General features: G+C 65.4%; 12 protein-coding genes. 3 read left to right on the top strand and 9 right to left on the bottom strand.

The window, feature by feature from the left end:
• Positions 1-117: 117 nt before the first annotated feature.
• The 9 genes from W7S_RS03985 to W7S_RS03940 all read right to left on the bottom strand — a co-directional run bounded on the left by W7S_RS03985 (position 118) and on the right by W7S_RS03940 (position 9,106).
• A complete protein-coding gene (locus W7S_RS03985) occupies positions 118-1,293 on the bottom strand; it encodes an acyl-CoA dehydrogenase family protein (RefSeq protein WP_014710997.1) in 1,176 nt (391 codons plus the stop codon).
• Entirely contained in the window at positions 1,277-2,275 is a 999-nt protein-coding gene (locus tag W7S_RS03980) for an acyl-CoA dehydrogenase family protein (protein WP_014710996.1), read from the bottom strand. The genes W7S_RS03985 and W7S_RS03980 overlap by 17 nt, the downstream gene beginning before the upstream one ends.
• A 114-nt stretch (positions 2,276-2,389) precedes the next feature.
• Positions 2,390-3,082 carry a nitroreductase family protein gene (locus tag W7S_RS03975; RefSeq protein WP_014710995.1) on the bottom strand — a complete coding sequence of 231 codons (693 nt, stop codon included), beginning with the start codon at positions 3,080-3,082 and terminating at the stop codon, positions 2,390-2,392.
• Positions 3,083-3,141: 59 nt separating this feature from the next.
• On the bottom strand, positions 3,142-4,545 hold the full coding sequence (locus tag W7S_RS03970; RefSeq protein WP_014710994.1) for an acyl-CoA reductase: 1,404 nt from the start codon (positions 4,543-4,545) through the stop codon (positions 3,142-3,144).
• On the bottom strand, positions 4,542-5,807 hold the full coding sequence (locus W7S_RS03965; protein ID WP_232525872.1) for a hypothetical protein: 1,266 nt from the start codon (positions 5,805-5,807) through the stop codon (positions 4,542-4,544). Before W7S_RS03965 ends, W7S_RS03970 begins: the two co-directional genes overlap by 4 nt.
• 169 nt (positions 5,808-5,976) lie before the next feature.
• On the bottom strand, positions 5,977-6,432 hold the full coding sequence (locus tag W7S_RS03960; RefSeq protein WP_014710992.1) for a hypothetical protein: 456 nt from the start codon (positions 6,430-6,432) through the stop codon (positions 5,977-5,979).
• Positions 6,433-6,442: 10 nt separating this feature from the next.
• Positions 6,443-7,189, bottom strand: a complete 747-nt coding sequence (locus W7S_RS03955) for a hypothetical protein (RefSeq protein WP_041298153.1) — start codon at positions 7,187-7,189, stop codon at positions 6,443-6,445.
• A gap of 337 nt (positions 7,190-7,526) precedes the next feature.
• Positions 7,527-8,141 carry a TetR/AcrR family transcriptional regulator gene (locus W7S_RS03945; protein ID WP_041297755.1) on the bottom strand — a complete coding sequence of 205 codons (615 nt, stop codon included), beginning with the start codon at positions 8,139-8,141 and terminating at the stop codon, positions 7,527-7,529.
• 320 nt (positions 8,142-8,461) lie between these two features.
• Positions 8,462-9,106, bottom strand: coding sequence for a TetR/AcrR family transcriptional regulator (locus W7S_RS03940; RefSeq protein WP_014710989.1), 645 nt, complete (start codon positions 9,104-9,106; stop codon positions 8,462-8,464).
• A 47-nt stretch (positions 9,107-9,153) separates the two neighbouring features.
• Between W7S_RS03940 and W7S_RS03935 the strand changes: the two genes are divergently transcribed.
• From W7S_RS03935 to W7S_RS03925, 3 genes are read left to right on the top strand one after another with little or no spacing between them, the layout of a single operon-like run.
• On the top strand, positions 9,154-10,578 hold the full coding sequence (locus W7S_RS03935; protein WP_014710988.1) for an aldehyde dehydrogenase family protein: 1,425 nt from the start codon (positions 9,154-9,156) through the stop codon (positions 10,576-10,578).
• A 12-nt stretch (positions 10,579-10,590) separates the two neighbouring features.
• Positions 10,591-10,971 (top strand): 4-carboxymuconolactone decarboxylase, encoded by a 381-nt coding sequence (pcaC, locus tag W7S_RS03930; protein ID WP_014710987.1) that lies wholly within the window; start codon positions 10,591-10,593, stop codon positions 10,969-10,971.
• A 9-nt stretch (positions 10,972-10,980) separates the two neighbouring features.
• Positions 10,981-11,874 carry an NAD(P)-dependent oxidoreductase gene (locus W7S_RS03925; protein ID WP_014710986.1) on the top strand — a complete coding sequence of 298 codons (894 nt, stop codon included), beginning with the start codon at positions 10,981-10,983 and terminating at the stop codon, positions 11,872-11,874.
• Positions 11,875-12,064 lie beyond the last annotated feature (190 nt).

Here is a 12,064-nt window from a genome sequence, read left to right as displayed (position 1 = left end):
TTGACTGTGCGCTGAGGGCGACGACACGCCGGTGGCTGCCACCGTGGCTTCACGCTCAAAGCCGTGGCTTCACACTGCGCGGCGGCCGCGTTGCCGTGGCTGGCCGGCCAGCTGGCGCTAGCCGCGCGGGAGGCCGAGCACCCGCTGGGCGATGATGTTGCGCTGGATTTCCGACGTGCCGCCGGCGATGGTCCCCGAGAAGCTGCGGGCGAAGCGCTCAAACCAGCTGGCGAAGTAGTGATCGAGGTTCATGTGCGCATACGGCCCGGTCTGCCCGGGCTGGACGAGCCCGTCGGCGCCCGCGGAGGTCAGCGCCAGTTCCATCCCGCGCAACTCCGCTTCGGAGCCGAGCAGCTTGAGCACCGAGATCGCGGCCACGTCGTCTTCGCCACGGGCGGTGCGGGCCAGGGCGGCCGAGCCCAGCAGGCGCAGCGCCTGCCGGTCCATGATCGTCGTGGCGTACTGGTCGCGCTCGACATCGGTGGTGGGGTGGAAGTCATCGATCATGTTCTCGAGACGGTCCGCAAAGCCCAGCCACATCATGGTGCGCTCGTGGCCCAACGAACCGTTGGCCACCATCCATCCCTGGTTGAGGTCACCGACCAGGTTTTCCGCCGGCACCCGCACGTCGGTGAAGAACACCTCGTTGAAGTCCAAATCGTCGATCGAGCAGATCGACGGAAAGGGCCGGCGGACGACGCCGGGGGTGTCGGTGGGGATGACCAGCGCGCTGATTCCCTTGTGCTTCGGCGCATCTGGGTCCGTCCGCACGAAGGTCAACAAGAAGTCGGCGTCGTGGGCCCCGGAGGTCCACACCTTCTGCCCGTTGACGACGAAGTGATCGCCGTCAAGCACCGCGCGGGTGCGTAGCGACGCCAGGTCAGAACCCGCGCTGGGCTCGCTCATCCCCAGCGACGCGGTCATCTCGGCGCGCAGGACGGGCACGGCCCAGCGTTGTTTCTGCTCATCGCTGCCGAACGACAACAACGATGCCGCAACGATATTGACGCCCTGCGGGTTGAAGCTGTGATAGATGCGGCGGCGGCTCAGTTCCTCCAGGTAGACGAACTGCTGCAGCACGGTCGCGTTGCGGCCACCGTATTCCGGTGGCTGGCTCGGCAACAACCAGCCGTTGTCGAAGAGGAGCCGTTGCCAACGCCGCGCCCACTGCGGCATGTGCGACACCGACCGCGGGCGCTCGCTCGTTTCGCTTGCGGGAGGCAGGTTTTCGTCGAGGAAGGCCGAAAACTCGGACCGGAACGCCTCGACGTCGGGATCAAAAGCCAGCTGCACGATATTCCTCAGCGATCCGCGCCCGATGCTCCGCCGCGCCGCCCAGCATGAGTTCGCCCGCCTTCGCGCGCTTGAGCGCGAACTGCAGGTCGTTCTCCCACGTGAATCCCATGGCGCCGTGCAGCTGCAGGCCGTGACGGAAGACCAGCGACTGGCACTCCCCCGCCGACGCCTTGGCCATCGCGGCCGCCAGCCGGCGGCGCGGATCGTCGGCCGCGATCGTCAATGCCGCGAAGTACGCCAACGCCCTCGCCCGCTGCACCGCGACGTGCATGTCGGCGGCCTTGTGCTGCACGGCCTGGAACGAGCCGATCGGCACACCGAACTGCTGGCGGCTACTCACGTGCTCGAGCACCAGGTCGAGGATGCGTTGGCAGGCGCCGACCATGGTGATTGCCATGCCCGTCAACGCAATATGGTGCGCGCGCTCGTGGTCGACGCTGATACGGGCGGTGTCGGGGACCCGGACCTCGCTGAACGACAGGTCGGCCACGTGCAGGACGGGGTCGAAGACCGCCGTGCGGCGGGCCGACACCTGGCTGGACGGCGCGATGAACACGCCCGCATCGGTCACCACCGCCAGGCGGTCGACGCGATCGCCGTCGAGCACATGGCGCGCGGTGCCGTCCAACACCCAGCCTTCGGCGTCGCGGTATGCCACCACCCCGCCGTACACGGCCGTGCCCGACTCGTGCGGGTCGAAGCGATCCGCCACCAGCGGCGCGAACTGGCTCATCGTCGCCAGGAACGGTGTGGGATCGGTGGCGCGGCCCAACTCTTCGAGAACGATGGCGAGCTCGACCGTGCTCTCCGGATCGTTCAGCTCAGTCCAGCCTTGATCCACGTAGGACTTCCACAGCGGGCTCGGGTCGACGCCTTCTTCGGCCACGCTGCGCACCAGCGAGGGCGGGCACTGCTTGGTGACGGCATCGCGCACCGTGTCCTGCCACAGTCGCTGATCAGCATCGAACTCCAACAGCATCCGCGCCGCCTCTCGTCGTGACTGTCACGGCGAGAATATCATTCTCGGTTCCGGAAGTAATAATCTCTGAATCCGGGCATGGGTTCACCGAACGCCATCCCACCGAGTGCCCGGTTAGCCGGGCCCGAGGCGTCGAGCGCCCGGCTGGCCGGGAACTCGAGCAGCGTCGAGCAGCCCGTCGGCGGCGCCATCCCAGCGGTCGAGGTTCACGAACTCGGCAAGCGGACGGCGGCGCAGCGGCCCGTGTTTGCCCTTGGGCCACCCGACCACGATGTGCCCCGCGACCATCCAGCCCTCGGGGATACCGACGGCATCGCGCAGCAGTTGTTCACCGCCATAGGAGGCCCAGCTGGTCATGCAGGCGCCGAGCCCCTGCGCACGAGCGGCGAGCAGAAAGTTCTGCATGGCGGGGAAGATCGAACCGCCCAGCAGCAGTTCCGACGCCGTCGGGTAGTGCGCCTGCGCGAACAGCACCGACGTGAATTCGCCGGCGCGATCGTGCAATTCGTAGGTCGCACGGTAGGTGCGGGCGCGACGGCTGTTGTCGCCGTCGGCGGGCCGGCTCATTCCGTAGACCGGCTCAATCACCTGCAGTGCGTGGGCGGCGGCCTTGGCCACCACGGCGCGCTGCTCGGGCGACCGCAGCACCACGAAACGCCAGCCCTGGGCATTGGCACCGGAGGGAGCCCACCGCGCCGCCTCGAGGCACCGCGTCAGGGTCGCGTCGTCCACCGGTTGGTCGGTGAAGCGCCGGATCGTTCGGGCGGTCGCCATGACTTCCCAGACGTCGGCGCTTGCTCCGGTCATCGCGTCTCCTCAACTCGGGCTCCCTGACGCAACCTAGCGTGCGGCGCGGCCGGTCGGTCTCACCCCTTCGCGCCGGCGATGTCGTCGTCGCCCATCCAATGAACGAATCGCTGCAGTGGATACATCGCGTCATGTGGACTGCCGAGCACGTGCGCGTTCGCGGTGCCCAGGCGGCACAAACGTTGAGCCCCGGCGCTCGCCAGTCGATCCCGAACCTGCGCCTTGCGTTCGTATGGGTACACGCCAATGGTTTGGGTGGCGACATTGACGTAGCGAACGGCGTCGTCGAGTGAGCGGACCATGACGACGTTCGACGTCTTGTTCGTCGGCTGAAATTCGACGGGCCGATCCGTCAGGATCACCAACCCGCGCCCGTCGAAGTCACCCCAAAACTTGAGATCGCCCATCGCCGCCATCACCTGGATCTCGTCACGCACCTCCGAGGCCAGGGGCGGGCCCACCGCGGAGGCGAAATCACGGTCCATGGCCAGCCGTTGCGCCAGCGCGCCGCACAGCGATTCGACCTGGGCCCGTTCACCTTCCACGAACGCGAAGCGGCTCGCCAGGCAGGCCTCCTGGTTGAACACCGTCGCGTCGGCGGCCAGCCGATCGGCGACGTCGACGATGCGGTCCTCGGACTCGAAAACCTCGCGCCCGATCATCGAAATCGAGGACTTCGGATCAAACGAGATCAACTGAATCCCGGGACCCAGGTACCCAATCACGTTGTTGATCGCCTCGCCGCCGCCCCAGGCGACGATCTTGTCGAAGTACTGCGGCCGGTACAGGGTGCGTTCGATGGTGGTGTCACCGCCCTGCCAGTAGATGGCCGACATCGACCGCACCACGGGGTGTTTCGGGTCGATCTCGGCCATGGTGCGCAGCACCGCCACCGTGGTGAAGGGGTCACTCGATGGCAGCTTGAACAGATTGACCGCCTTGACCAGAGCGCCCTGGGCGATCGATGCGACGCACCCCGACGGGGCATTGCCGGCCAGCATGTGCACCATCCGCGACGGAAACGCCCGCACGGCCCCCTTGTTGCCGTATGCGTCGACGCGCTCGACCCATCCGTCCAGTGCCTCGCGATTGGCGAAATTCGAATTGACCATGCTCTCCAAGAGGGGCTTGGTCAGATACATCGGCGCCTGGCGATACAGATTTTCGACGACGCGCCGCGGCAAGGGATTTGTGGCCGCGATCAGGTCCAGGCATCGCTGCAGATGCGGATTGCGATCAAGGTGCAGACGTTCGCCCGTTTCGGTCAGGAAGTCGATGATCTCCTCGAGCTTGACGTCCAGCAAGGGCGGGAGCTGCGACCGCGGCATGACCAGCGCGTCGAGATCGATTGCGGGAGTGACGAAGTCAGCGCCGAGATCACGTGAGCGGTGGCGCGTCGCCTCGCCTTCGATCAATACCCCCTGAACGAAATGGGGCGCCCTCAAGGCATCGGCGACGGTCATGACACACCTCGCACATAGGCGTCGATGCTGCCCGCGCAGGTTATCTTGTCGCCACCCGGCAGGTCGGAATAACGCGTGATCTCACGGCCGATCGTCGGCCCCTGGTGGCCGCACCCACACTTGCCGAAACTGACACTGACCCGGTCCCCGCTGATCACCCCGCCCCAGCGCCCTTCAATGGAGGCGTCGAAAAAGGCCGCCCGGGCCTCGATCTCCTCGGCGTCGACATCCAGCAAGTGCTCGCCGGTGCTATCCAGCGGCAGCATGATCACCCAGGGCGAGACATGGTATCGACCGTGATGGCAAAGCGGGAAGGTCGCATTGATCTCGCGCATGCTGTACGCGTGGTACAGCCGCTCCTCAGTGACGTTGAAGGTTTCGAGCACGAATTCGCGGTAATTCTCCGGTAGCGCAGCGCCTTTGAGCCCGCCGGCGACCATCATCGCGTTGTTCGGGTCGAAGTCGTCGCCGCCGTGCCCCTTGGCCCGGATGCCTTCGGCGATCTGATAGAGCGTGGCGAACATGCCGGTCGCCAGCAGCGGTACGTCACGGGCCTCGATCACCGCGTCGACCGCTTTTTTGGCCGCGGCTTCCATGTCCGCGCCGCGCTGTGCGGCGATACGTTCGAACTCCGCGATCTCGTTAGGACGCGCAGTGCCGTCGGCCAGCTTGCGGCGCAACGTGATCATGTCGACCATCGACCCGACGGTGATCGGCTCTCCGTCGCCGAATTGGTAGGGCGGGTATCGCGAGGAAAAGCAATCGACCATCGCCTGACGTATCGCATCCTCGCGTGGGGCGGCGAATTGCGGGCCCAGGCCGAGGAATTTGCGGTCCTCACCGCGGGTGAGGCCGGTGGCCCACAGCAGCGCTTCGATGTTGATCCGGGCCGAGAGTGCGATATCACCCTCGGTGCATGACAGCATGGCGGGCTTGCCGGTGGTGCCACTCGAGCACGACAGGTAATGGCCGACGGTCTCCAGCTCTTTAAGCCAGTCATCGAGCGTCTCCACCCCCGCCGTGTCGAGGCCTTCCACGTCACGGGTGGAGACGGTGGCCAGCCACCTGCCCATGCGGTCCCACCGGCCGTCGTTCAGCCAGCCTTCGGCGTAGGTCTTGTAGGTGGTGTGGGCGAAAAGCAGCGGCACCAAGTCGGCGGGCTGCGCGATGTCTTCGATGCCGCCCGACTCCGCACGATTGGCCAACAGCGGAATGCGCCGGGCCTGGGCCGCGAGACGCTCGTTGGCCGCCTCCAACTGCACGGGCAGCAGGTCGATGGGGTCGATGTCAAAGCAGTCGTCGGCCCCAACCAACTTCACCAGGCGCTGTACTGCTGATCGCATCGGGTGCTCCTTTGGTCGACGCAGCGGCAGTTAATTGAACAATACTGTATATTAACGGCTCCGGCCAGGCGAGGCCAAGGCCGTCCGGTCACCGATGCGCGGCTGCCCGATCGTGCTCGGCCTGTTGCCGGGCAATCCGTTGATCGTGAATCCTGACCAGCTCACGGAAGCCCAAGCGCGGATATTGCGGTACGGGCTGAATCCCCCACTGGTCCTTGGCCGTGTTGATGCCCGCGCCCTCCGGCGCGCCGCTGATCGGCGGGCCCGGAAACGGGTACGGGTGTCGACATTCCAGCGACTCGTTGCTGTAGCGCACCTTCATGAGCTCGCTGCAGATGTCACGGAAGCTCAGGGTCGGATACCCGTACCAGATCGCCAAGAACGGCAGCGTGAACGCCCCCTCGAGGACCAGCCCGACCAGGCACACCATGATGCCGTGCTTCAGCCATTTATGCATCCGCGCATACTCTTTCGTGGTGCCCCCCGGCAGTTCCTCAACCGCGGATTCGTCCGGCGAATCGTGGTCGACCCTCGATGCACTCATCGAATGCTCCCTAATCCGTGAAGATTTCGCGGTTGACGGTGTGCAGGTACGGGATCGCCAGGAAGGGAGTGATGTACATGATGTCGTAGATCCACCACCCGAGCACCGGGAACACCACCCCCGAATACCGGACGTCGGCGTAGACGGTCATGTTCATCACGTAACCGATCCAGATCACCACGCCGAACCAGCATGTGACGAGCAGCCACTGGTGGCCCCAACGCTTCATCTGCAGGAAGGCGATGGCAGCGGCGATCCGCATTGGAAACACCGTCAGGATGAGCGCGACTTCCCAGCCCTTTTCGCCCGGCGCGCTCGCGCCGCCGATCCACAGCTGGTTGTAGTGCCAGAAGTATCCGGCGTCAAAAGCATTGCCCCACGCCGTATATAGGACACGGTAGATGAGGGAATGGTTGGCAACCATGTCCAGGATCCAACCCTGCAGGTTGAGCCCGGCGTCCAGGATGACCAGATACCCGATCAAGGTGACCATGATGGGGCGCACCGACAGGCCGGATTTCAGCGAACGTCGAAGCAACGCCAGCCCGTAAAGGAATAGCGGCAGGCCAAAGATGCCGGGGACGTTGGCCCCCATCAGCAATGCTCCGGCAATCAACCATTTGTCGGCCCGGCGTTGTGCCGCCCGGCTCTGCTCGATGTGGTCATCAAGCGATACCGACGGGGCACCACCTGACCCCAATGCGGGAACCGGCGCCTTGCCAGATCCGGAAAAGCGCTTTATCAGAGGCGGATTCATGGCCACTCCTACCAGTTTCGCGTCGCCCACATTGACAATTGGATGCCGAACATCAGCAGCAGGTAGCCATAGATGAAGATCTGAAATACCATCAGGGCCCGCTTTCGGCGCCGTTCGGGATTCACGGTGCGATTTGCTCCCTTCTCGAGGGATCGATGAATTCTTGAGGGCGCCCCGACCGAGGGGCCCATGCGCGCTGGTCAGAAGGTGCCGATGCCGCGCAGGACGTAGTACCAAAAGCCAACTAGCACAGCCGCTGCGCCCCATCCGAAACCCAGACGCACCAATTCCTGCCACACGGTCGAACCTCCAATCGCTCAGTGGGCTCCCGGTCGACTCACCGGGCTCCAAGACCATGCCGTGTGCTCTCGAGGAACTCGTCGAGCACACGACCGCGTACGAGTTTGGAGTCGTGATTGGTGACGAGCAGCGCGTAGAACCCCAACAAAAAGAAGAGCGCGCTGTTTTCGGGGTCGGCTTCCGAACGCGCGACCCCGTCCCGTTGCGCCCGCGCGATCCGCTGGGCGACGAGTGCCACCAGTGGATGGTCCGCGGGCCTGCCGAAGCCGGGGGGCCGGGTTTGTGAAAAATGCAGGGCCAAAACATCTCTGAAGAGGCGCGGGCCGAATCTGGATTCCGCCGCCAGCACCAGCCTTACCACCTCCGAGAGGGTGGACCACACGTCGGGCTCCGCCGCGACGAAGCGGGCCAACTCGCGGGCGAGCCGTGTGACCAGATCCCGCTCGATCTCCTCGAGAACGTGCTCCTTGGTAGGGAAATGAAAATAGAAGGTCCCGCGCGCGACACCCGCGGTCGAGATGATCGCGGCGATGTCGGCGTCCGCGACACCCGATCGTTTGAACTCGGCCACCGCCGCCTCGTAGACGCGTTGGCGAGTCTCGAGCCGCTGCGCTTGGCGTCCCTGTGGCTTCTCATTGGGGTGTGTTGTCATCGGAAGCTATCGTGAGCTGATCACTGACAAATGTCAATGACAATTTTCAACGAAATGATGGTGGCGACCCCGTCGCGCGCACGCCTAGCGTCGCCGAGTTCAGCGCACTCGATATCGGCGACCGCGGATTCCACCCCGTCGGCGATCGTGACGGCGGTCAGGTCCGCCGGCCTGCCGGCGCGGCCGGGCAGGTCGTCCGCGAGGACCGTATTCCGGTTCCTGCCGGGCTAATTCGGCAACCATGAGAGCCCAGCAATCGGCGGCGTGCGCACCACCGTGCACCAAAACCAAGCCGGGGCACGTCATGGTGGGTGACTGCGTCAGTCGCGGCGCACAACGCCACGCAGGAAAAAGTCGACGGCGTGCTGCAAGTGGCGTTCCTCCTCCTCGGGAGCGCGGTAGATCCCGGAATCCGCCAGCCGCGCGGGTAGATGCTCGACCAACGCGATGAAGTGGCCGGCGGACAACTCGAGATCATCGACCTCGATGGCTCCGGCCCGCTGGTGGCGAGCAAGCAGGTCCATCACCTGCCGGTGGCGCGGGGACCAGGTCATGGAATGCGCGCTCACGGCGAATTCGGGAAACCGTGCCGATTCGGTCATGGCGATCTGCTTCAGGCGCACCATGTCCGGATCGATTGCGCGCTGCAGACCGGCGCGACCGACCGCAACAAGGGCGGCTCGCAGGTCATTGTCATCCACTTCGTGCGTGCCTTCATGCTCGGTTTTGCGGGTGAGCGCCCACGGAATGACGTCGAGGAAGACCGAACGCTTGTTGGGATAGCGCGCGTAGAGAGTGCGTCGGGTGGTGCCGGCCGCTTTGGCGATCGCATCCATGCTCGCACCGTCGTAGCCGTGCTTGATGAATGTCGCGATCGCAGCCTTGCGCAGCCTTTGTTGCAGCTTCTTGACTTCGGCCTGCGTCGGGCGTCCTCGCCGGGCTGCGGTGACCACGGAAATATACATTAACGTATAGATAACCGTGGGCGCGACGAAGGACGTCAAGGAGCACCGTGACCATCACGCAGTCATTCATCAACGGTGAATCGGTGGCATCGGCGGACGTGTACGAAAACATCGATCCGGCCACCGGACGATCCCTCGGTCCGGTGGCGCGCGGCGGGCTTGACGAAACAGATCGCGCCGTCAACGCGGCCCGAGCGGCGTCGGCCCATTGGCGAGACACGTCACCCGAGGAACGCGCGATCCTGTTGACGCGGATCGCCGATCTCATCGACCAGAATCACGAACAGTTGGCCCGGATCGAAAGCGAGGACACCGGGAAGCCGCTGAGCCAGGCGCGCGGGGATGCAGGCGTTGCCGGGCGTTACTTCCGTTTCTACGGCCACGCCATCGACTCCTACTACGGCCAAACCATCCCGCTCGCAACGGATTTACACGCGTATACCCGACGCGAGCCATTCGGCGTAACCGGTCACATCATCGCCTGGAACTACCCGATGCAGTTGCTCGCCCGTGCCGTGGCTCCCGCCATCGCGGTGGGCAACTGCGCGGTGGTCAAGCCCGCCGACGAAACACCCAGAACGGCAGTGGAACTCGCCGTGCTCGCGGTGCAGGCCGGGCTCCCGCCCGGGGTGTTCAACGTGGTGACCGGGATCGGCGCCGAAGCCGGCGCCGCCCTGACGGCACACCCCGACGTCGATCACCTGGGGTTTGTCGGGTCGACTGAAATCGGGTCCGTGGTCGCCCACGCCGCGGCGGATCGGGTGACACCCACGACGCTGGAGTTGGGCGGCAAATCCCCGCAGATCGTCTTCCCCGATGCGGATCTGGCCCGCGCATCGGAGTCGATCGCGAAGGCAATTCTGCAGAACGCGGGTCAAACATGCTCGGCCGGCTCACGTCTGCTGGTACACGACACGATCCACGACACCCTGGTCGAGATGGTGCGCATGCGTTTGTCGTCGACCACGATTGGGCCCGGAGTCGAGGACCACGACCTCGGACCGCTGATCTCCCGAAAGCAGCAGCAGCGGGTGCGATCCATGCTCGCCGATAATGTCGACGGCGAAATCCTTTGCGGCGGGGCACCTCCTGACGATCCGCGCCTGACTGACGGTGCGTACTTCTGTCCCACGATCATCGACGACGCCGACCCCTCGTCAGCGATCGCGCAGGAGGAGATCTTCGGGCCGGTGCTGACCGTCCACCGGTTCCGCACCGAGGACGAGGCGATCGCATTGGCCAACGGCACGCAATACGCTCTGCTCGGCGCGGTGTGGACGACCGATCTGTCCCGCGCGCACCGGCTGGCGGCGCAGATCCACGCGGGCCAGATTTACGTGAATACCTATGGCGCCGGCGGCGGAGTGGAACTACCGTTCGGAGGTTTCAAGAAATCGGGCTACGGCCGCGAGAAGGGCTATGAAGCCCTCGACACATTCAGCGCCACCAAGACTGTCGTGGTGCGGCTTTGAAGGGAGACGGCATTGGATCGCGAAACCTATGAGCGGGGGCTGCAAATCCGCTCCGAGGTACTGGGGGCGGACTACGTCGAGCGCGCGCTGGCCGGAGCGGACGACTTCACCGGGCCCCTGCAGGATCTCGTCACCGAGTACTGCTGGGGCGCCGTGTGGGGTCGCGACGAACTGCCGCGCAAGACCCGCAGCATGCTCAACCTCGCGATGATCGCAGTGCTCAATCGGCCCAACGAATTGCGGATGCACGTCAGGGCGGCGCTGACCAACGGTGTCACCCGCGAGGAGATTCGCGAGATCTTTCTGCAGGTGGCCATCTACGGCGGCGTGCCGGCGGCGGTCGACAGCTTTCGCATCGCGCGCGAGGCGTTCGCCGAGCTGGACCGGGACTAGGGGCGCATCATGGAGATCGGCTTCATCGGGTTGGGAAATATGGGCTTTCCCATGGCCCGCCGCCTCATTCAGGAAAAGCACGACGTCGTCGCCTTCGACACGCGCAACACCGCGCTCGAGCGCGTCGTGGCGCTGGGGGCACGCCCGGCATCGTCACCCCACGAGGTCGCCGATCGCGCCGACACGGTGCTGGCCAGCCTGCCCACACCGGGGGTGTCGCTGGAGGTGGCCACCGGCCCGGCGGGCGTGATCGAGGGCGAACGGATCAAGCGCTACGTCGACTTGTCCACGGTCGGTAGCCAAATGGCGATGCGGATCCACGGCCTGCTCGCCGAACGGAACATCGCGCGGATCGACAGCCCGGTCAGCGGAGGTGTGGGCGGCGCGGAGAAGGGGACGCTGGCGCTCATGGTGTCCGGGCCCCGCGGCGAATTCGAGGCCATCCGAACGGTGCTCGACGCCCTCGGCCGGCCCGTGTATGTCGGGGACACCCCCGGTTCGGCGCAGACGATGAAGCTGGCCAACAACATCCTGGCGGCCAACGTCTTGGCCGCGACGGCCGAAGTGGTCGTCATGGGGGTCAAGGCCGGGCTCGACCCGGGCGTGATGATCGAGGTGCTCAACGCGGGGTCGGGCGCGACGAGCGCGAGCCGCGACAAGTTTCCCCGCGCGATCCTGCCGCGCACCTTCGACTACGGCTTTGCCACCGGCCTGATGGTCAAGGATGTGCGTCTTTACCTCGACGAGGCCAAGGCGCTCGGCGTGCCCGCCGAGGTCGCGGAGGCGACCGCCCGGCTGTGGGAGGCCGTCGCCCGCGACGAGGGGCCCGATTCCGATTTCACGACGGTGATCAAACCGCTCGAGAGGGCCGCCGGCGTCACGGTGGGCCCGTCCCCGGCCTAGCTCGCGCGGCGGCCACAGCGAGCTTGTGAGGAGTGCGCGCGGCGCAGGCCGCGCGGATCGTATCCCTGGACAACCCGGAGAATGGTATTATCCGTAATGAAGAACGACACTTGCTCAGTAACCCGCAAAATTCCCGCTACCAGCTATAACGACTAAACGGAACGCTTACCGAAAACCTATTGATTGAGCG

Origin of the sequence: Mycobacterium sp. MOTT36Y (genome assembly GCF_000262165.1) — a bacterium.
Taxonomy (GTDB): Bacteria; Actinomycetota; Actinomycetes; order Mycobacteriales; family Mycobacteriaceae; genus Mycobacterium; species Mycobacterium intracellulare.
The sequence above is the reverse complement of the archived record's forward strand: the minus strand, read 5'-3'. Positions and strand labels throughout refer to the sequence as shown.